Annotated in this window: 19 protein-coding genes; 7 read left to right on the forward strand and 12 right to left on the reverse strand. The window is 52.9% G+C overall.

Annotated features, from left to right (window positions below; translation table 11 throughout):
- Positions 1-654: 654 nt before the first annotated feature.
- Together alaA and yfbR are read left to right on the forward strand one after the other, a co-directional pair.
- Complete coding sequence (gene alaA, locus ACLJQJ_RS16680; protein ID WP_000074540.1) at positions 655-1,869, forward strand: alanine transaminase AlaA; 1,215 nt, start codon at positions 655-657, stop codon at positions 1,867-1,869.
- A 93-nt stretch (positions 1,870-1,962) separates the two neighbouring features.
- Positions 1,963-2,562, forward strand: coding sequence for a 5'-deoxynucleotidase (gene yfbR / locus ACLJQJ_RS16685; protein ID WP_000813882.1), 600 nt, complete (start codon positions 1,963-1,965; stop codon positions 2,560-2,562).
- A 90-nt stretch (positions 2,563-2,652) separates the two neighbouring features.
- Here yfbR and ACLJQJ_RS16690 read toward each other — a convergent pair whose 3' ends face one another.
- The 4 genes from ACLJQJ_RS16690 to yfbV all read right to left on the reverse strand — a co-directional run bounded on the left by ACLJQJ_RS16690 (position 2,653) and on the right by yfbV (position 6,258).
- Entirely contained in the window at positions 2,653-4,479 is a 1,827-nt protein-coding gene (locus ACLJQJ_RS16690; protein WP_001012857.1) for an SLC13 family permease, read from the reverse strand.
- Positions 4,480-4,555: 76 nt separating this feature from the next.
- Positions 4,556-5,233: a sugar phosphatase gene (locus ACLJQJ_RS16695; RefSeq protein WP_001555201.1), complete on the reverse strand. Its 678-nt coding sequence runs from the start codon at positions 5,231-5,233 to the stop codon at positions 4,556-4,558.
- Complete coding sequence (locus tag ACLJQJ_RS16700; protein ID WP_000426135.1) at positions 5,226-5,720, reverse strand: YfbU family protein; 495 nt, start codon at positions 5,718-5,720, stop codon at positions 5,226-5,228. Before ACLJQJ_RS16700 ends, ACLJQJ_RS16695 begins: the two co-directional genes overlap by 8 nt.
- Before the next feature lie 82 nt (positions 5,721-5,802).
- The gene (gene yfbV / locus ACLJQJ_RS16705) at positions 5,803-6,258 is read right to left on the reverse strand and encodes a terminus macrodomain insulation protein YfbV (protein ID WP_000106617.1); all 456 of its coding nucleotides are present in this window, start codon (positions 6,256-6,258) and stop codon (positions 5,803-5,805) included.
- Between the two features lie 339 nt (positions 6,259-6,597).
- Between yfbV and ackA the strand changes: the two genes are divergently transcribed.
- The 3 genes from ackA (at position 6,598) to yfcC (ending at position 11,759) form a co-directional block, all read left to right on the forward strand.
- Entirely contained in the window at positions 6,598-7,800 is a 1,203-nt protein-coding gene (gene ackA, locus ACLJQJ_RS16710; protein WP_000095689.1) for an acetate kinase, read from the forward strand.
- Between the two features lie 76 nt (positions 7,801-7,876).
- The gene (gene pta / locus ACLJQJ_RS16715; RefSeq protein WP_000086692.1) at positions 7,877-10,021 is read left to right on the forward strand and encodes a phosphate acetyltransferase; all 2,145 of its coding nucleotides are present in this window, start codon (positions 7,877-7,879) and stop codon (positions 10,019-10,021) included.
- Positions 10,022-10,238: 217 nt separating this feature from the next.
- Positions 10,239-11,759, forward strand: coding sequence for a putative basic amino acid antiporter YfcC (gene yfcC, locus ACLJQJ_RS16720; protein ID WP_000117932.1), 1,521 nt, complete (start codon positions 10,239-10,241; stop codon positions 11,757-11,759).
- Between the two features lie 48 nt (positions 11,760-11,807).
- On the opposite strand, the gene ACLJQJ_RS16725 is transcribed toward yfcC, so the two are convergent.
- The 5 genes from ACLJQJ_RS16725 to ACLJQJ_RS16745 form a co-directional block, all read right to left on the reverse strand.
- Positions 11,808-12,761: a transketolase family protein gene (locus ACLJQJ_RS16725; RefSeq protein WP_000593026.1), complete on the reverse strand. Its 954-nt coding sequence runs from the start codon at positions 12,759-12,761 to the stop codon at positions 11,808-11,810.
- Entirely contained in the window at positions 12,754-13,584 is an 831-nt protein-coding gene (locus ACLJQJ_RS16730; protein ID WP_001103265.1) for a transketolase, read from the reverse strand. The genes ACLJQJ_RS16725 and ACLJQJ_RS16730 overlap by 8 nt, the downstream gene beginning before the upstream one ends.
- Positions 13,581-14,972, reverse strand: coding sequence for a PTS ascorbate transporter subunit IIC (locus tag ACLJQJ_RS16735; RefSeq protein ID WP_001518515.1), 1,392 nt, complete (start codon positions 14,970-14,972; stop codon positions 13,581-13,583). Before ACLJQJ_RS16735 ends, ACLJQJ_RS16730 begins: the two co-directional genes overlap by 4 nt.
- 20 nt (positions 14,973-14,992) lie before the next feature.
- The gene (locus ACLJQJ_RS16740; protein WP_000699818.1) at positions 14,993-15,265 is read right to left on the reverse strand and encodes a PTS sugar transporter subunit IIB; all 273 of its coding nucleotides are present in this window, start codon (positions 15,263-15,265) and stop codon (positions 14,993-14,995) included.
- 80 nt (positions 15,266-15,345) lie between these two features.
- Positions 15,346-15,789, reverse strand: a complete 444-nt coding sequence (locus ACLJQJ_RS16745; RefSeq protein ID WP_063808718.1) for a PTS sugar transporter subunit IIA — start codon at positions 15,787-15,789, stop codon at positions 15,346-15,348.
- A 252-nt stretch (positions 15,790-16,041) separates the two neighbouring features.
- On the opposite strand from ACLJQJ_RS16745, the gene ACLJQJ_RS16750 reads away from it, so the two are divergent.
- Positions 16,042-17,061, forward strand: coding sequence for a LacI family DNA-binding transcriptional regulator (locus tag ACLJQJ_RS16750; protein WP_000026949.1), 1,020 nt, complete (start codon positions 16,042-16,044; stop codon positions 17,059-17,061).
- A 5-nt stretch (positions 17,062-17,066) separates the two neighbouring features.
- Here the strand turns inward: ACLJQJ_RS16750 and yfcD are convergent, their stop codons facing one another.
- The 3 genes from yfcD to yfcF are packed head-to-tail and all read right to left on the reverse strand — an operon-like array spanning position 17,067 to position 18,929.
- Complete coding sequence (gene yfcD, locus ACLJQJ_RS16755) at positions 17,067-17,621, reverse strand: NUDIX hydrolase YfcD (protein ID WP_000230215.1); 555 nt, start codon at positions 17,619-17,621, stop codon at positions 17,067-17,069.
- Between the two features lie 56 nt (positions 17,622-17,677).
- Positions 17,678-18,229, reverse strand: coding sequence for a phosphodiesterase (gene yfcE / locus ACLJQJ_RS16760; RefSeq protein WP_000772461.1), 552 nt, complete (start codon positions 18,227-18,229; stop codon positions 17,678-17,680).
- A gap of 55 nt (positions 18,230-18,284) precedes the next feature.
- Positions 18,285-18,929, reverse strand: coding sequence for a glutathione transferase (gene yfcF / locus ACLJQJ_RS16765; protein ID WP_000043010.1), 645 nt, complete (start codon positions 18,927-18,929; stop codon positions 18,285-18,287).
- Between the two features lie 142 nt (positions 18,930-19,071).
- Here yfcF and yfcG point away from each other — a divergent pair, with 142 nt between their 5' ends.
- Positions 19,072-19,719: a GSH-dependent disulfide bond oxidoreductase gene (gene yfcG / locus ACLJQJ_RS16770; protein ID WP_000566563.1), complete on the forward strand. Its 648-nt coding sequence runs from the start codon at positions 19,072-19,074 to the stop codon at positions 19,717-19,719.
- Positions 19,720-19,747: the final 28 nt, after the last annotated feature.

The following is a 19,747-nucleotide window of genomic DNA, read 5'->3' on the forward strand; positions in this document are numbered from 1 at the left end:
AAATAGTTTACCGAGACGCACAGATACAAAAACAATATATTGAACAATAGGTTATGTATAAAATCGCGTCATGATAATTAGCAGACAACGCAGACTACGCCCCCGTTTCGGATCATTATCTTAACCTAAAACCGCTATATTTATAAGTATTATTACGAATAATCTTAACCTTGGATATGTTATACTAATCGGACCAGAAAGATATTATTACGACTTTAGTAAATGCTTTTTAAATATTAAATAATAATTAATTAAGATTTCTACAATTCATTAATTATACTTAACAATAGTTTCACACCCCCCGCCGCCGGAAAGGTCTAACCTTCTCATTTTACCTTTAATACTCAGTATTTCCGAAATAGCCAGCGCGACACTAATGATGAATGCTTATCTCTCATAAAACAGATAATTTCTGACAACATAAAAAACCACATTACGCGCAATCATATAGAATAAAACACTATACATACAAACAAAAATAGAAAATACATCCAACCAAATGATTTTATGAAGTTTTAAACAGCACGAAAGCGCGTTAAAAATAAACAAAATCTTCTTCTGTTCACTCTTCAAAACTCACCGTCGTGGGAGTACATTGTTTCGTGCTGACTTCCACGGCAGGGAGTGGCAATAACAGCTAAAAGGTCAAGATTCATGTCCCCCATTGAAAAATCCAGCAAACTCGAAAATGTCTGTTATGACATTCGTGGCCCCGTTCTGAAAGAAGCGAAACGCCTTGAGGAAGAAGGTAATAAAGTTCTTAAACTGAATATCGGCAACCCCGCCCCCTTCGGATTCGAAGCGCCGGACGAAATTCTGGTCGATGTCATTCGTAATTTGCCGACGGCGCAAGGATATTGCGACTCGAAAGGGCTTTATTCTGCCCGTAAAGCGATTATGCAGCATTATCAGGCCCGTGGAATGCGCGATGTAACCGTGGAAGATATCTATATCGGTAACGGCGTTTCCGAGCTGATCGTTCAGGCGATGCAGGCGTTGCTTAACAGTGGCGATGAAATGCTGGTTCCCGCGCCCGATTATCCGTTATGGACAGCGGCGGTATCGCTCTCCAGCGGCAAGGCGGTACATTATCTTTGCGATGAATCTTCCGACTGGTTCCCGGACCTTGACGATATCCGCGCCAAAATCACCCCACGTACGCGTGGTATTGTCATTATTAATCCAAACAACCCTACTGGCGCCGTCTATTCTAAAGAATTGTTGATGGAAATTGTCAACATTGCGCGCGAGCATAATCTCATCATCTTCGCCGATGAAATTTATGACAAGATTCTCTATGACGATGCCGAGCATCACTCTATCGCCGCACTGGCGCCTGATCTGCTGACCATCACCTTTAATGGGTTGTCTAAAACCTATCGCGTCGCCGGCTTCCGCCAGGGCTGGATGGTGCTGAACGGGCCGAAAAAACATGCGAAAGGCTATATTGAAGGGCTGGAGATGTTAGCCTCAATGCGCCTGTGCGCCAACGTCCCGGCGCAACATGCTATTCAGACCGCGCTCGGCGGCTATCAAAGCATTAGCGAATTTATTCTGCCGGGCGGTCGACTGTATGAACAGCGTAACCGCGCCTGGGAGTTGATTAACGATATTCCCGGCGTTTCCTGCGTAAAACCGCGCGGCGCGTTGTACATGTTCCCCAGGATCGACGCTAAACGTTTTAATATTCACGACGACCAGAAGATGGTGCTGGACTTCCTGCTACAGGAAAAGGTGCTGCTGGTGCAAGGTACCGCCTTTAACTGGCCGTGGCCGGATCACTTCCGCATTGTGACGCTACCGCGTGAAGATGACCTGGAGATGGCCATCAACCGTTTTGGGCGTTTCCTCTCAGGTTACCATCAATAATCTTAAATTCAGGCTACTTCGGTAGCCTGAATTGCATCTTCATCACCCTCCCCGCACAATGAAGTCTGCCGCAGTGAAAACAAAAGGTAATCTATGAAGCAGAGCCATTTTTTCGCCCATCTCTCCCGCATGAAGTTGATTAACCGCTGGCCGCTGATGCGTAACGTGCGTACGGAAAACGTCTCCGAACATAGTCTGCAGGTGGCGATGGTCGCCCATGCGTTGGCGGCGATAAAAAACCGTAAATTTGGCGGTCAGCTCAATGCTGAACGCATCGCGCTTCTGGCGATGTATCATGATGCCTCGGAAGTACTGACCGGCGATCTGCCGACGCCAGTAAAATATTTTAATTCCCAGATAGCCCAGGAATATAAAGCGATCGAAAAAATCGCCCAGCAAAAGCTGGTTGATATGGCGCCGGATGAATTACGCGATATTTTCGCACCGCTTATTGATGAGAATGCCTGGAGCGAAGAAGAACAGGCAATCGTAAAACAGGCCGATGCGCTTTGCGCCTACCTGAAATGCCTGGAGGAGCTCTCAGCGGGAAACAATGAGTTTGGACTGGCAAAAACGCGGCTGGAAAAAACGCTGGAATTACGTCGCAGCCAGGAGATGGACTATTTTATGGCGGTGTTCGTACCAAGTTTCCATCTCTCTCTTGACGAGATAAGCCAGGATTCACCGCTTTAGTTGCCGGATGGCGGCTAACGCCTTATCCGGCCTACCGTTCTTCCCGTAGGCCTGATAAGCGTAGCGCCATCAGGCCTTTTCCAGCCTGGGTTAAAACGGAAACAACATCGGAATCATCACAATACAAACCGCCATCACAATAAGCGTGAACGGCACGCCAAGCTTCACAAAATCGCTAAAGCTATAGTTTCCCGGCCCCAGAACCAGAGTATTGACCGGCGATGAAACCGGCGTCATAAAGGCGGCGGATGCCGCCATCGCCACCGCCATCGCAAACGGATAGGGCGACACCCCCATCGATTTCGCCGCCGCCAGCGCAATCGGCGCCATCAGCACCGCCGTTGCCGTGTTAGAAATGAACAGTCCTATGACGGCACACAGCACGAACAGGCATCCCAGCATCATATATGGCCCATAGCCGCCGCCGATATTCATTAACCCTTGCACGACCAGAGAGACGCCGCCGGTTTTTTGCAACGCCTGCGCAAACGGCATCATACCCACAATCAAGATAATACTCGGCCAGTGGATCGCTTTATATGCGCTTTCAGCATCAATACAGCGAAATTTTCCCATCAGCAGGCAGGCGATAATCGCCGCGATCGGGTTGGGAATTTCATCGGTCAACATCAGCGCCACCATCAGTACCAGGCAGAAAATGGCGTGCGGCGCCTGGCTGTGCGCAGGAGAGGCTTCGCTGACCTCGACTGGCATATTCAGCACCACAAAGTCGCGGCCTTTTTGCCCCAGCAGGCTGATTAACTTCCAGTTCCCCACGACCAGAATGATATCGCCCATCAATAACGGCTCATCGGCCAGCGACCCTTCCAGCGCGACGCCGTCGCGTTTCAGGCCGACCACATTCAGCCCGTAACGTGTACGGAAAGCGATTTCACGCACCGACTTGCCAATCAGTTCAGACTCCGGAATAAGCGAAATTTCCGCCATCCCGACATCCAACGCCTGATCGGAAAAATATTCTCCACGCAATACCATCGGTTCCAGCAGTTGCTCGGCGCAGAACTCTCTGAGGTCGACCTCCGCCGCCGACATATCAATCAGCAGGACGTCGCGAGCGCGAAACTCCGATACGCCGTTCACATTGACGATAACCCGCCGAAAGCGCCGCCAGCGTTCAACGCCGATGACATTGGCGCCGTAACGTTCGCGCAATTTAAGGTCGTCCAGCCGCTGTCCCACCATTGGCGAACCGGGGCGAATCGCCAGACGACGAGCGCGCCCCGTCAGACGGTACTCGCGGATAAGATCGCGGAAAGTGCGACGCTTACCGGCCTGTTGTCCGGGCGCATCGCCTTTTAGCATGAAGCGCATCACCAGCATATAAACAATGCCGAGCGCCAACACCACTATCCCCAGCGGCGTCACGCTAAAAAAGTTAAACCCGTGCAGGCCTTCACGCAGCAGTTCACTGTTAACCACCAGGTTCGGCGGCGTCGCCACCAGCGTCATCATTCCGCTGATAAGCCCGGCAAAACTCAGCGGCATCATCAGGCGCGAAGGCGAGGTCTGCATATGCATAGAAACGCTAAGAACAACGGGGATAAAGATCGCCACCACGCCGGTTGAACTCATGAAAGCGCCAAGTCCGGCGACGGTGATCATCAGTAAAACCAGCATTTTGATTTCACTGCTGCCCGCCATTTTAACCAGCCAGGTACCGACCACCGTCGCAACGCCGGTGCGCACGAGGCCGTCACCAATAATAAATAAGGCGGCGATAAGAATGACATTCGGATCGCTAAAGCCGGAGAAGGCTTCCGGAAGGGTCAAGGTACCGCTAAGGACAAAAGCAACAATGACGAATAAAGCCACCGCATCCATACGTACTTTGCCCGTCGCAAACAACACGACGGCAATCGCCAGTAAAGAGAGAACCCAAATCAATTCACCGTTCACAACATATCCTTGTCAGATGAGAAGATAACGCGATTCTGCCATAAATATGCCCCGCCAAAGCGGGGCGATATCATGATCAGGTCTTTCTTAACACCACCACATCGCCGTTTGGTTGTTTAGCGACCGATAATTGCGTCAGGCTATCCAACGCAAAATCAACATCCGCCAGACGCGGCGTGTCGGCCGGCGCATTGACCGCAATGACGTGGCAGCCCGCAGCCAGTCCGGACAACACGCCAGCCGGGGCATCTTCTACTACGACGCACTCCTGAGGGGCCAGGCCAAGCAGTTGTGCGCCCAGCAAATACGCATCCGGCTCCGGTTTGCCGCGTTTGACTCGTTCGGCGGTGACAAACACCTCTGGCGCTGGAAGGCCCGCGACCTGATGGCGCGCACGCGCGACCGGCATTGAACCGGAGGTGACGATAGCCCACGGAATGCCCGCTTTATTCAGGTGATTGAGTAAATCGACTGCCCCCGGCAACGCGGTGATCCCTGCGGTTTCAGTGGCTTCTATTTGCTCCAGGCGCGTAAACTCAGCGGCAATTTCCGCCTCCGATTTACCCGCCATAAAATGCCGTAACGAGGTGATCGCCTGTTTGCCATGAATAAAGCCCAGCACCTCATCATGAGCAAGGTTAAAACGATCGGCCCAGCTACACCACGCGCGTTCGACGGCAGGTAATGAGTCAACCAACGTTCCATCCAGATCAAACAGAAAACCTTTACACTGCACGCGAGCCTCCTCAGGCATTAATGATTTGATTGATTTCATTCGCGCTCAGGTGGTACTGACGCGGGCAGGCATGCCAGACATTCAACATCCGCTGGTATTTTTCCCACATCGGCGTCTGGGCATTAAAGCCGTGCGTCCCGGCGTCAAAGTGAGTGTAGCGTCCTTCTATATTCACCATAAAACGGACATAGCCGAGGTAACGCGCTTCCGTCGCGGCGTCAAACCCCAGGAAGGTGACGCGACGTTCGTCGATGGCTTGCGTATCTTTGAGGTTGGTCCAGGAGACGTGCAGCGCATGGTACATCTCCATAATATCGATGATGGTACGACAGGTCTCTTCCGTCAGCTCGCCAAACTCGCGATCCAGCTCGCGCATCTGCAGGCCGTAGCCGCGTTCAATAATTGTTTGTAAGCGACGGTAACGCTCGGCGTTGGTGGGATCGAGCATCGTCATCATTTTGTACTGGTTAGACAAAATCAGACGTTGCGCGTTGGTCATTTCCATTTTGAACTCCTGTATCACGCTATGGCGATGAAAAAAAGAAGGCATTGGTATGCCTTCTTTTATATGCGTAATCCGGGGTCAATTACAAATCATCCAGGAAAGTTTTATCCAGTTGTTTGAAGGCGCGCTTAAGCGTGTCAGCTAATGCCTGGTAATCCGGCTTTCCTTCTACCGGCGCCAGCGCTTGTCCAGCCTCCTGCAATTTACCGCGAACTTCGTAAAACCAGTTAAGGATTGAAGGCGGCAACGGCGTCACGGAACGTTTCCCTAACCACCATAATCCCTGCATAGGCAAGCTCAGGGCGAACAGGGCGGTCGCCACGGCCGGACCTAACTGACCGCCCAGCGCTATCTGCCAGCATAATGTAAAGACGGCGACAGGCGGCATAAATCGTATGGCATAGCGCGTCATACGAATGACGCGGTTTTCGACGAAAACGGGCGCCAGCCGTTTTTCCATCGGCCACGTCTTCGCGTAGTGCTGCCCCCGGCGAAATAAGCTAAAAAAATTTACGGAGCGATTATCCGGTGTCGACATGGCCTACCTCAACTTCACATATAAAATTTAAAAAATTTGTGCAAAACAACAACTGCGAGGGACAACGTTCAAAACATTTTGTCTTCGATACCCACTATCAGGTATCCTGTGTCGGCCTGTCAAAGGCCGGTAGTTTAAAATCATTGAGTCGTCAATATTACACATAGTATGCCATTGGCTGAAAAATACGCAAAATGGCATAGACTCAAAGGTATTTCTTCCATCATGCCCAAAAAAACTCCTGCGCATGATGTTAATCATAAATGTCAGGGCTATCATGCGCTACGCTCTATGGCTCACTGACGTTTTTTTAGCCACGTATCATAAATAGGTACTTCCATGTCGAGTAAGTTAGTACTGGTTCTGAACTGCGGTAGTTCTTCACTGAAATTTGCAATTATTGATGCAGTTAATGGTGATGAATACCTTTCTGGTTTAGCCGAATGTTTCCATCTGCCAGAAGCACGCATCAAATGGAAAATGGACGGCAGTAAACAAGAAGCGGCTTTAGGTGCAGGCGCCGCTCACAGTGAAGCGCTGAACTTTATCGTTAACACTATTCTGGCACAAAAACCAGAACTGTCTGCGCAGTTAACTGCAATTGGTCACCGTATCGTACACGGCGGCGAGAAGTATACCAGCTCCGTAGTCATTGATGAGTCCGTCATTCAGGGCATCAAAGATTCCGCCTCTTTCGCACCGCTGCATAACCCGGCTCACCTGATTGGTATCGCCGAAGCGCTGAAATCTTTCCCGCAGCTGAAAGATAAAAACGTTGCAGTATTCGACACCGCCTTCCATCAGACCATGCCGGAAGAATCTTACCTGTATGCCCTGCCGTACAGCCTGTATAAAGAACACGGCGTTCGTCGCTATGGCGCCCACGGCACCAGCCACTTCTATGTAACTCAGGAAGCGGCAAAAATGCTGAACAAGCCGGTAGAAGAACTGAACATTATCACCTGCCACCTGGGCAACGGCGGTTCTGTTTCCGCTATCCGTAACGGTAAATGCGTGGATACCTCTATGGGTCTGACCCCGCTGGAAGGCCTGGTCATGGGTACCCGTTCCGGCGATATCGACCCTGCGATTATCTTCCACCTGCACGACACTCTGGGCATGAGCGTGGACCAGATCAACAAAATGCTGACCAAAGAGTCCGGTCTGCTGGGTCTGACTGAAGTGACCAGCGACTGCCGTTATGTTGAAGACAACTACGCCACCAAAGAAGACGCAAAACGTGCGATGGATGTTTACTGCCACCGCCTGGCGAAGTACATCGGTTCTTACACCGCTCTGATGGACGGTCGTCTGGATGCAGTCGTGTTCACCGGCGGTATCGGTGAAAACGCCGCGATGGTTCGCGAACTGTCTCTGGGTAAACTGGGCGTGCTGGGCTTTGAAGTCGACCACGAACGTAACCTGGCGGCCCGCTTCGGCAAATCTGGTTTCATCAACAAAGAAGGTACCCGTCCGGCGGTGGTGATCCCAACCAACGAAGAACTGGTTATCGCGCAGGACGCGAGCCGTCTGACTGCCTGATTTCACACCGCCAGCCTCGCTGGCGGTGCTGTTTTGTAACCCGTCCCCAAAAGACGGTAACGAAAGAGGATAAACCGTGTCCCGTATTATTATGCTGATCCCTACCGGAACCAGCGTCGGCCTGACCAGCGTCAGCCTCGGCGTCATCCGTGCTATGGAACGCAAAGGCGTTCGTCTGAGCGTCTTTAAGCCTATCGCCCAGCCTCGCGCTGGCGGCGATGCGCCTGACCAGACCACCACTATCGTTCGCGCGAACTCTACCCTGCCGGCGGCTGAACCGCTGAAGATGAGCCACGTTGAATCTCTGCTCTCCAGCAACCAGAAAGACGTGCTGATGGAAGAGATCATCGCGAACTACCATGCGAATACCAAAGACGCGGAAGTGGTGCTGGTTGAAGGTCTGGTTCCGACCCGTAAACATCAGTTCGCTCAGTCTCTGAACTATGAAATCGCGAAAACGCTGAATGCGGAAATCGTTTTTGTCATGTCTCAGGGTACCGACACGCCAGAACAGCTGAACGAACGTATCGAACTGACGCGCAGCAGCTTCGGCGGCGCGAAAAACACCAACATCACCGGCGTTATCATCAACAAACTGAATGCGCCGGTTGATGAACAAGGCCGTACTCGCCCGGATCTGTCGGAGATCTTTGACGACTCTTCCAAAGCGCAGGTGATCAAAATCGATCCTGCTAAACTGCAGGAATCCAGCCCGCTGCCGGTTCTGGGCGCGGTGCCGTGGAGCTTCGACCTGATTGCGACCCGCGCTATCGATATGGCGCGTCACCTGAACGCCACCATCATTAACGAAGGCGATATCAAAACCCGCCGCGTTAAATCCGTTACGTTCTGCGCGCGTAGTATTCCGCATATGCTGGAACATTTCCGCGCAGGATCGTTGTTAGTGACCTCCGCTGACCGTCCGGACGTACTGGTCGCAGCTTGCCTGGCCGCGATGAACGGCGTAGAAATCGGCGCCCTGCTGCTGACCGGCGGCTATGAAATGGACGCACGCATTTCTAAACTGTGCGAACGCGCCTTCGCCACCGGTCTGCCGGTCTTTATGGTGAACACCAACACCTGGCAGACTTCGCTGAGCCTGCAAAGCTTCAATCTGGAAGTCCCGGTTGATGACCATGAGCGCATCGAGAAAGTTCAGGAATACGTCGCGAACTACGTTAACGCTGAGTGGATCGAGTCGCTGACCGCCACTTCCGAGCGTAGCCGTCGTCTCTCTCCGCCGGCGTTCCGCTACCAACTGACTGAGCTGGCGCGTAAAGCCGGTAAACGCGTAGTGCTGCCGGAAGGCGACGAACCGCGTACCGTCAAAGCGGCGGCAATCTGCGCTGAACGCGGCATCGCCACTTGCGTACTGCTGGGCAACCCGGATGAAATCAACCGCGTCGCGGCATCTCAGGGCGTTGAGCTGGGCGCAGGTATTGAAATCGTCGATCCGGAAGTGGTGCGTGAAAGCTATGTCGCTCGCCTGGTTGAGCTGCGTAAGAGCAAAGGCATGACCGAACCGGTTGCCCGCGAACAGCTGGAAGACAACGTGGTGCTCGGCACGCTGATGCTGGAGCAAGACGAAGTCGACGGCCTGGTTTCCGGCGCGGTTCATACCACCGCCAACACCATCCGTCCGCCGCTGCAGCTTATTAAAACGGCGCCGGGTAGCTCCCTGGTCTCTTCTGTGTTCTTTATGCTACTGCCGGAACAGGTTTACGTTTACGGCGACTGCGCAATCAACCCAGACCCGACCGCAGAGCAGCTGGCAGAAATCGCGATTCAGTCTGCGGATTCCGCCATTGCCTTCGGCATCGAACCGCGTGTGGCAATGCTCTCCTACTCCACCGGCACCTCTGGCGCGGGCAGCGACGTAGAGAAAGTACGTGAAGCGACGCGTCTGGCGCAGGAAAAACGTCCTGACCTGATGATCGACGGTCCGTTGCAGTACGACGCCGCGGTCATGGCTGACGTAGCGAAATCCAAAGCGCCGAACTCGCCGGTTGCGGGTCGCGCTACCGTGTTCATTTTCCCGGATCTGAACACCGGTAACACCACCTACAAAGCGGTACAGCGTTCTGCCGACCTGATCTCCATCGGGCCGATGCTGCAGGGTATGCGCAAGCCGGTGAACGACCTGTCCCGTGGCGCGCTGGTTGACGATATCGTCTATACCATCGCCCTGACGGCAATTCAGGCTTCTCAGCAGCAGCAGTAACAGTAAAAGCCAATGCCGGATGGCGGCGTGAACGCCTTGTCCGGCCTACAGGTGAAATACCGTTGTAGGCCGGATAAGACGCGTTAGCATCGCCATCCGGCATTCTGCTATTTACCCTGCAAAGCGGAATTTTTTGCTTAACTGCGCTGCATCAATGAATAACTATTCCCTTCTTCTCATACTTAGCCTCTTTGCTTTGCAACAGGGATAGTCTGTCATGTCTGTCGTTACAGAATCAAAAACAGCCAGAAAATGGGCAATGCCCGATACGCTGGTCATCATCTTTTTTGTCGCCATTTTAACCAGTATCGCCACCTGGGTCGTACCCGTTGGGATGTTTGATAGCCAGGAAGTGCAGTATCAGGTCGATGGTCAGACAAAAACCCGCAAAGTCGTCGACCCGCACTCTTTTCGCATTGTGACCAATGAGGCCGGGGAAGCGCAGTATCATCGCGTACAATTTTTCACTACCGGCGATGAAAGACCAGGGCTGATGAACTTTCCGTTTGAAGGGTTAACATCCGGATCGAAATTCGGCACTGCCGTCGGCATCATTATGTTTATGTTGGTGATTGGCGGCGCATTCGGCATCGTGATGCGTACCGGCACCGTGGATAACGGCATTCTGGCGCTTATTCGCCACACGCGGGGCAACGAAGTCCTGTTTATTCCGGTGCTATTTGTCCTCTTTTCGTTAGGGGGCGCCGTATTTGGCATGGGCGAAGAGGCGGTCGCCTTTGCAATTATCATAGCCCCGCTGATGGTCAGGCTGGGCTATGACAGCATTACCACCGTCCTGGTGACCTATATAGCCACCCAAATTGGCTTTGCCAGTTCGTGGATGAACCCTTTCTGCGTAGTCGTCGCCCAGGGGATTGCCGGCGTGCCGGTACTTTCCGGCTCCGGGCTGCGTATTGTGGTCTGGATTGTCGCCACGCTGATTGGGCTGGTTTTTACGCTGGTCTACGCCTCACGCGTGAAAAAGAATCCGCTGCTGTCCCGCGTCCACGAATCCGATCGCTATTTCCGCGAACAGCAGGATGAAGTCGTCCAGCGCCCTTTCACCTTCGGTGACTGGCTGGTACTGCTGGTCCTGACCGGCGTAATGATTTGGGTCGTCTGGGGCGTGATTGTCCACGCCTGGTTTATTCCGGAGATCGCCAGCCAGTTTTTCACCATGGGCGTGGTGATCGGCCTCATTGGCGTTATCTTCCGCCTCAACGGTATGACGGTCAACGTGATGGCGTCCTCATTCACCGAAGGGGCGAGGATGATGATCGCGCCCGCCTTGCTGGTGGGTTTTGCCAAAGGCATTCTGCTGCTGGTCGGCAACGGCGAAGCCGGGGAACCCAGCGTGCTCAATACGTTGCTTAACAGTATCGCGCATGGCATCAGCGGGCTTAATAATGCTATCGCCGCCTGGTTTATGCTGCTCTTCCAGGCGGTATTTAATTTCTTTGTCACGTCCGGTTCGGGCCAGGCGGCGTTAACCATGCCATTACTGGCGCCGCTCGGCGATCTGGTCGGCGTTAACCGTCAGGTGACTGTTCTGGCCTTCCAGTTTGGCGATGGCTTCAGCCATATTATCTATCCGACATCGGCCTCGCTGATGGCCACGCTGGGCGTGTGCCGGGTCGATTTTCGCAACTGGCTGAAAGTGGGGGCGTCGCTGCTGGGACTATTGTTTATTATGTCCAGCGTGGTCGTCATTGGCGCGCAGATGATGGGATATCATTGATCCAAAATGCCGGATGAGCACCAGCGCCATCCGGCAATATCTCCATGATTAAAGCAGTGATTTCGCGGCTTCTACAATCGCTTCGGCGGTGAGCCCGTACTCTTGTTGTAAGAAATCCTGCGTTCCTACCTGCCCATAACGCTCTTTGACGCCAACACGGCGCATCGGCACCGGGCAGTTTTCCACCAGCACTTCCGCCACCGCTGACCCCAGTCCGTTATGGATGCTGTGGTTTTCACACGTGACGATACGCCGCGTTTTTTCCGCGTAGTTTTTCACCAACATGCGATCGATAGGCTTTAAGGTGAACATATCAATGACCGCGGCGCTCACGCCTTCCTGCTCCAGTTGGCGCGCCGCCTCCAGCGCCTCCGCCACCATAATGCCGTTGGCGATAAGCGTAATATCATCGCCCTCACGCAGTACGTTGCCCTTGCCAATGGTAAAGGTAGAGCCTGGCGCATAGATACTCCGCGCCTGCTTACGGATGGTACGCAGCCAGTAAAAACCGTCCAGATCCATTAGCTGGCGTAAAATATCCGCGAACATCACCGCATCCGTCACCTCCAGTACTACGGAGTGCGCCAGCCCGCGAACAATCCCCATATCTTCAAAAGACATATGGGTGCCGCCGTTATGGCACGCCGTCACTCCGGCATCGGAGGCGATCACTTTGACGTTGTTACGCTGATAATCCAGCGCCATGAAGAGCTGATCAAAACAGCGACGGCTGGCAAAAGCGGTAAAAGTATGCACAAACGGTTTACGACCGGTCAGCGCCAGCCCCGCCGCAGTGCCAATCACATTCGCCTCCATAATACCGCAGTTAATGACATGCTGCGGGTAGTCACGCGCCACGCTGTCCATCGCCATTGAGCTCATTAAATCAGCCTCAAGCGCAATAATTGGGCTTCCGGCCTCAATCTGCCCGGCGACAAAACCGGCGTAAACTTTGCGCATTTCGATATCGTCTTTAAGCCCTGCGGGCGCAAGCTTAATCATGCATGACCTCCAGTTGATGAATGGCCTCATTGAGCGTCTGCTTCATGCCATCCGTCAGGCGTAAGTGGTGAGAATTCGTTAACTGCTCCAGGCATGGCACCCCCTGCCCTTTAATGCTGTCAAGGATCACAACCCGTGGCTGGGCATCGGCGGGCGGCACAGGCTGAACCACCGCCAGTAGTCCGGCGATATCATCGCCTTTGACGGTGACGACATCGAAACCAAACGCACGGAATTTCCCTTCCAGATCGAATGGATTGATAATCTCCTCCAGCTCGCCGTCAAGCTGCTGTTTATTCCAGTCAATGAAAACGGTCAGATTATTCAGGCGGTGGTGGGCAATAAACTGAAACGCCTCCCAGCACTGCCCTTCATTGAGCTCGCCATCGCCGACAATGCAAAATACCCGGTTGGGTCGCCGCGCCAGTTTATGCGACAACGCCATTCCGCCCGCAATAGAGATGCCCTGTCCCAGTGAGCCGGTCGTGGCGTCCACGCCGCGCGTTTTTAGCCGATCCGGATGGCTGGGAAGACGGGTGCCGTTCTGGTTAAGCGTATTCAGCTCTTCGCGCGGGAAATAGCCTTTAATCGCCAGGGTACTGTACAACGCGGGGCCCGCATGGCCTTTCGACAGTACGAAGTAATCGCGCTCCGGCCAGTCCGGGTCGGCAGGGTCGATTTTCATCACCGCGCCGTACAGAACCGCCAGAGTCTCCACTACCGACATGCTGCCGCCATAGTGACCAAAGCCAAGATGGTTTAAGGATTTGAGCGTGGCGACGCGAATATCGCGCGCCAGTTGGGTGATTTCGGTTACATTCATTCTTTCGCTCCGCTATTTTCCTGCACTTCGGCATTCGCTTTTTTGTTTTTGGCCAACACGTTGTACGCCACCAGTAGCGCGAATAGCGCCACCACCAGCCCCGTGATAGCCATCGGCGACAGATAACGCGCCAGGTTGCCCAGCAAAATACCGATTACGCCAAAGTCAGCATCCGAGAACGTGGTATTGGCGAAGCCGATCGCGCCGAGAACCGGCAGTAACAGCACTGGCAGGAAAGTGATTAATAGACCATTAGCAAATGCGCCGATCATCGCCCCGCGGCGACCGCCGGTGGCATTGCCAAAGACGCCTGCGGTCGCGCCGGTAAAGAAGTGCGGCACAACGCCTGGCAGGATTAACACAAGCTTCATCTGTCCCAGCAGGAACAGACCCACCAGCCCGCCGAGAAAACTGAACAGGAAGCCAATCAGTACCGCGTTAGGGGCATAGGGATACACCACCGGGCAGTCCAGCGCCGGACGCGCGTTTGGCACCAGTTTTTCTGAAAAGCCGGTAAAGGCCGGAACAATTTCCGCCAGAATCAGACGGACGCCTTGCAGAATGATGAATACGCCGGCGGCGAAGGTGATTGCCATGATGATGGCGTACACCAGATAGTTTTGCCCGCCGCTAAACGTCGCTTCGACATACTCACGCCCTGCGCTGACTGCCATGATCAGATAGATAATCATCATGGTCAGCGAAATCGAGATAGAACTGTCGCGTAAAAAACTGAGGTTTTTCGGCAGGTTCATCTCTTCCGTGGAGCGGGAGCCTTTACCACACAGGCTACCTATCCAGCCGGAAAGCACATATCCCAGGGTACCGAAGTGACCAAACGCAATGTCATCGGTACCGGTAATCCGCCTCATATAACGTTGGGCCAACGCCGGGAAGAAAGCCATCACCAGCCCCAGGATCAGCGATCCGGTGAAGACCAGCCCTACGCCCTCGAACCCCGCCACGGTCAGGATTACGCCAATCATACAGGCCATGTAAAAGGTGTGATGCCCGGTCAAAAAGATATATTTAAGACGCGTAAAGCGCGCCACGACAATATTGGCCACCATACCAAATGCCATAATTAACGCCGTGGACGCGCCATATTTCTCCAGCGCGATTGAGACTATCGCTTCATTATTAGGAATAATGCCCTGAATATTAAAAGCGTGTTCAAACATACCCCCTAGCGGATTTAATGAACCCACTAGTACGGTTGCGCCACCGCCAAGCACAATAAAACCTAAAATGGTTTTAATCGTGCCTTTTACCACATCGGAAAACGCTTTTTTCTGCGCCACCAGACCAATCAGCGCAATTAACCCTACAAGCACCGAGGGCACTTTTAAAATATCAACAACAAAATTCAGCGTTTCAAGGATAAACATATCCACCTCGCCAGCAATAATTATTGTTTAGCGAACCATGCGCGCAGCTGCGTTTCCAGTTCGTTGATGTCGATGATGTTATTGATCACCACCAGTTGGCTTTCCGGTACGCTGGCGCTGGCCGCGATATCTTTGGCCATTACAAAAAGATCGGCGGCCCCGGGTGTGGCCGATGAGAGATCGGAGTGTTCCACCTCGGCGTCAATATTGAGTTTCTTTAATACTTTTTTAATGTTCATTTCTACCATAAAACTACTACCCAGGCCGGAACCGCAAATTGCCATGATTTTCATTATTGTCACCTTTTAAAAGTAGAGTTGGTCTGCATCACGCACGGGCGTAATGTTATTTACCGCAAGAAAATGGAATAAAATCAGAAACGGTCAATAATCGTTTTAATGTCCTCCAGGTTTTTTGCCTGATGTAATTTTTCCATATCTACATCACTGGAAAATAATTCCGCCAGCGCCGATATCATTTCGATATGACTGTGCTTATCAGGCGCCGCCAGCATAATAATGATGTCAACCGGATCGAATTCGTCTGCGCCAAATGAAACGCTGCGCTGTAGTTTCAGTAACGATAAACCTAACCCTTTCGCCCCCTCTTCCGGCCTCGCATGCGGCATCGCTAACCCTGGCGCTAATACATAATACGGCCCAAGCTTTTGGTGCTGCTGAACAATCGCCGTAATGTATTCCGGTGCGATAACACCTGCGTCCAGCAGGGGTTTGCCGCAAATTTCCAGCGCCTGCGGCCACGTTTCCACGCTCTCCTGTAGCGTGATGGTTGCGTCAGATAACCAGGTTCCCAGCATGTTATTCGCCCCCACGGTGTATGAAATTATGAACAAACTTTATTCAAGCCATTCGATATTAGCTGCGATCGTTATCACAAAGATAGCGCTACCAGCGACTATTACTCAGAATTGTGATAGCGCTATCAAATTAAAATCATGGTGTGAAATCACAGCAAAAAAGCGGATTTAAGGCGTATACTGCCAGTCATGCGAAGCAAAGAACGACAATAAAAAAGCATCTCAACATGTTGTAATGACGCAGGAATTTGTATGTCGATACCCCGTAAACGGCGCAGTACCGGTAAAGTGACTATCGCCGATGTAGCCCAACTTGCCGGTGTAGGCACGATGACCGTATCACGAGCCTTACGCACGCCGGAACAGGTCTCTGATAAACTCCGGGAAAAAATCGAAGCGGCAGTGCATGAGCTGGGCTATATGCCTAATCTCGCCGCCAGCGCGCTGGCGTCTGCCTCCTCGCACACCATCGCAATGGTCGTACCGAACCTTGCGGAAGCGGGGTGTTCTGAAATGTTCGCCGGGCTGCAACAAATTTTACAGCCCGCTGGCTACCAGATTATGCTGGCGGAATCGCAGCATCGCGTGGAACAAGAGGAGAAGCTGCTCGAAACGCTGCTGGCCTCCAACATTGCCGCGGCGATTCTGCTTAGCGTCGAACATAGCACTACCGTGCGCCAGTGGCTGAAAAATGCCTCTATCCCGGTGATGGAGATGGGCGCGATTCGCAGCGATCCTATTGATATGAATATCGGTATTGATAACGTTGCGGCAATGTATGAGCTGACGGAAATGCTGATTCAGCGCGGTTATCAGAATATCGGGCTGCTATGCGCCAATCAGGAACAGTGGATTTTTCAGCAACATCTGCACGGCTGGTACAAAGCGATGCTTCGCCACCATATGTCGCCAAACCGGGTGATTAATGCCGCTTTGCCGCCCAATTTTTCTACCGGCGCGTCGCAACTGCCGGAGTTTTTACTGGCGTGGCCGGAGCTGGACGCGCTGGTATGCGTATCGGATGAGCTGGCCTGCGGCGCGTTATACGAGTGCCAACGACGGCGGATCAAAGTTCCGGACGATTTAGCGGTGGTCGGGTTTGGCGATAGCGATGTCAGCCGGGTCTGCCAGCCGCCGTTAACCACCATGGCCGTACCGCACCGTAAGATTGGCAGTGAAGCCGGACGGGCGCTGTTGGAAAGGTTAAATCAGGGAAACTGGAGCGATCGAAAATCCATCGCCTCCAGTTTATGTATGCGGGAAAGCTGCTAAAACGCTTATTCCGTCTCTTCCGGTTTCTCCTGAAGCGCAGCTTCGTTTTTGGCGTTGCGGGTCATCCACAGCGCCAGCGCTTTGAGCGAATCTGGCGTAAACTCATCACAGCGCGCGGTGATCTCCTCCGGAGTCAGCCAACACACTTCGCTGACTTCATCTTCCTGAAGCGCGAAAGGCCCGTGGGAAACGCAGCTAAACAGCGCGCCCCAAACCCGGCAATGTTGGTCTTCAAAGTAAAACAGACCGTGTTCGGCAAACGGCACGCCTGCAATACCCAACTCTTCTTCCGCTTCGCGGCGGGCAGATTCCAGTAGCTGCTCATCAGCCTGGACCACGCCGCCTGCGGTAGCATCTAACATACCGGGCAAAAAATCTTTTGTTTCGGTACGACGCTGCACCAGAATTTTACCCATACCATCATGAACGACGATATACGTCGCACGATGCCGTAAGCGTTGCGCACGCATCTGTTCCCGGCTGGACTGTGCAATGACTTCATTGTCTTCATTCACAATATCCACCCATTCCGTACTTGCCAAACGACGCTGTTCCACCATCAGGAAACCTTCTTATTTCTGGCGCTCTTACGGCGCATTTACGTTTGTGAGGTAAATTACGAGTTAATTGCAACCTGCGCAATGATACTTTGATCATTGAGTGCGATTACGCTCAACACATTATCATCCAGAATACCGTAGCTTGCCGCATACCCGCCTTTCGGAATGCTCACTGACCCAGGATTAAAGTGATACAGCCCTTCCTGCTGTTGCGCCACCGGCAGATGCGTATGACCATAAACCAACACATCGCCAGTATGCAGAGCGGGCGGATTCGTCGGCCCGAAGAGGTGCCCATGCGTTAAAAATAGCCGCCTCTCTTGCGTCAATATTTGCTGCCACGGCGCAGTTATCGGGAAATGCAGCAGCATCTGATCCACTTCGCTATCGCAGTTGCCGCGCACGGCAATGATTTGCGTCGCCACCGCGTTCAGGCGTTCGGCGACCTGGGCGGGCGCATAGCCTTCAGGCAGCGCATTTCGCGGCCCGTGGTTAAGGACATCGCCTAATATCACCAGCCAACGCGCGCCGCTTTGCGCGAACCGCTCAAGCACGCGTTCCGTGGCGGGTAAAGAACCATGAATGTCCGATGCGAACATCAGTTTCATCGCTCACTCCTCGTTGTGAAAAACGGCGTTATGATACTGGAATATGAATAGATTTTCAGCCTGAACGCTTCGAGGAAAGCGCAATAAAACGCTGTACGGAAGCACGCTGCCACTGGAATGTCGCATACGCCGCCAGCGACGCCGGCACGTCATCGCCATGCAGCGCCAGACGATTGATCATCAATGCCAGATCGGTATCGGCAATGCACCATTCACCAAATAAATTTTGCGTCCCCTGCCCCAATAGCGCTTCAGCCGTCGCAAACAGTTTTGCCGCGCTGGCTTTTCCAGCCTCGCTTAGCGGCGCTTTTTTCGCCCCGGCAAACACCACGTCGGTAGGCCGTTCTTCGCGAAGCGGCAGTAAATCGCTGCGTAGCCACGCCTGAATCTGTCGCGCGCGGGCGCGTTTTTGTAAATCGTGCGGGTAGATACGCTCCCACTGCGGCGGCGCGAAACGCTCCTCCAGGTATTCCGCAATAGCGGACGACTCGCTCAACTCAAAATTGTCGGCCTCAAGCACCGGTACGCGCTGCGTCAGCGCATATCCCCGCCAGCCAGGTTGCAGATGTTCTCCCTGGTCCAGATCGCGGGTTTTCAGAGTAAAGGAAAGCCCTTTTTCTTGTAATGCCACCCAGGCGGACAAGACGTAGGGAGAGAAAAAGTTCGCATCCGACCACAGCACAATAACAGGCTTACTCATAATGTCCTCTTGAGGGCGTATTAAGTTTCTTCCCAAAATATAGCGTCTTTCGCCTGCTGTCACCTGATGAAAACTCACACACATCAGGAGGCTTTCTATACTTAATTCAGCCCAGACTCTTTACGCACATGCAGGAGCCAAAATGATTGACCTTTACTACGCCCCCACGCCCAACGGGCATAAAATAACGCTGTTTCTGGAAGAGGCGGAGCTGGCGTATCGTTTGCTAAAAGTAGATATCAGCAAGGGCAATCAGTTTCGCCCTGATTTTTTGGCTATCTCTCCCAATAATAAAATTCCTGCCATCGTCGATCACGCCCCGGCAGACGGCGGTCAACCGCTTAGTCTTTTTGAATCCGGCGAAATTCTTCTCTACCTGGCGGAAAAAAGCGGCAAACTGCTTAGCGGGGAGCTGCGTGAACGCCATACCACGCTGCAATGGCTGTTCTGGCAGGTCGGCGGGTTAGGGCCGATGCTGGGCCAGAATCATCACTTTAACCATTTTGCGCCGCAGGCCATCCCCTATGCGATTGAACGCTATCAGGTTGAAACGCAACGCTTATACAACGTCCTGAATAAACGCCTGGAAACCTCCCCGTGGCTGGGCGGCGACCACTACAGTATTGCGGATATCGCCAGTTGGCCGTGGGTTAACGCGCATCAGCGTCAGCGAATCGATCTTGATACCTACCCGGCGGTGTATAACTGGTTTGAACGCATTCGCACGCGTCCTGCGACAGCGCGCGCACTGTTACAAGCGCAACTGCACTGTAACAGTACGAAAGCGTAACGCGGTAGCATACATCATGTATGATGTA

The sequence above is a fragment of the Salmonella sp. SAL04202 genome, from assembly GCF_046550775.1.
Taxonomy (GTDB): Bacteria; Pseudomonadota; Gammaproteobacteria; order Enterobacterales; family Enterobacteriaceae; genus Salmonella; species Salmonella enterica.

Coding starts and splice junctions, on each gene's coding strand:
- alaA (WP_000074540.1), top strand. CDS start 655: ATGTCCCCCATTGAAAAATCCAGCAAACTCGAAAATGTCTGTTATGAC.
- ACLJQJ_RS16750 (WP_000026949.1), top strand. CDS start 16,042: ATGTCGATACCCCGTAAACGGCGCAGTACCGGTAAAGTGACTATCGCC.
- ACLJQJ_RS16735 (WP_001518515.1), bottom strand. CDS start 14,972: ATGTTTATCCTTGAAACGCTGAATTTTGTTGTTGATATTTTAAAAGTG.
- yfcC (WP_000117932.1), top strand. CDS start 10,239: ATGTCTGTCGTTACAGAATCAAAAACAGCCAGAAAATGGGCAATGCCC.
- yfbV (WP_000106617.1), bottom strand. CDS start 6,258: ATGTCGACACCGGATAATCGCTCCGTAAATTTTTTTAGCTTATTTCGC.
- ACLJQJ_RS16745 (WP_063808718.1), bottom strand. CDS start 15,789: ATGCTGGGAACCTGGTTATCTGACGCAACCATCACGCTACAGGAGAGC.
- yfcF (WP_000043010.1), bottom strand. CDS start 18,929: ATGAGTAAGCCTGTTATTGTGCTGTGGTCGGATGCGAACTTTTTCTCT.
- yfcG (WP_000566563.1), top strand. CDS start 19,072: ATGATTGACCTTTACTACGCCCCCACGCCCAACGGGCATAAAATAACG.
- yfbR (WP_000813882.1), top strand. CDS start 1,963: ATGAAGCAGAGCCATTTTTTCGCCCATCTCTCCCGCATGAAGTTGATT.
- yfcD (WP_000230215.1), bottom strand. CDS start 17,621: ATGGTGGAACAGCGTCGTTTGGCAAGTACGGAATGGGTGGATATTGTG.
- ACLJQJ_RS16740 (WP_000699818.1), bottom strand. CDS start 15,265: ATGAAAATCATGGCAATTTGCGGTTCCGGCCTGGGTAGTAGTTTTATG.
- ACLJQJ_RS16700 (WP_000426135.1), bottom strand. CDS start 5,720: ATGGAAATGACCAACGCGCAACGTCTGATTTTGTCTAACCAGTACAAA.
- ACLJQJ_RS16730 (WP_001103265.1), bottom strand. CDS start 13,584: ATGAATGTAACCGAAATCACCCAACTGGCGCGCGATATTCGCGTCGCC.
- ACLJQJ_RS16725 (WP_000593026.1), bottom strand. CDS start 12,761: ATGATTAAGCTTGCGCCCGCAGGGCTTAAAGACGATATCGAAATGCGC.
- yfcE (WP_000772461.1), bottom strand. CDS start 18,229: ATGAAACTGATGTTCGCATCGGACATTCATGGTTCTTTACCCGCCACG.
- ackA (WP_000095689.1), top strand. CDS start 6,598: ATGTCGAGTAAGTTAGTACTGGTTCTGAACTGCGGTAGTTCTTCACTG.
- ACLJQJ_RS16695 (WP_001555201.1), bottom strand. CDS start 5,233: ATGCCTGAGGAGGCTCGCGTGCAGTGTAAAGGTTTTCTGTTTGATCTG.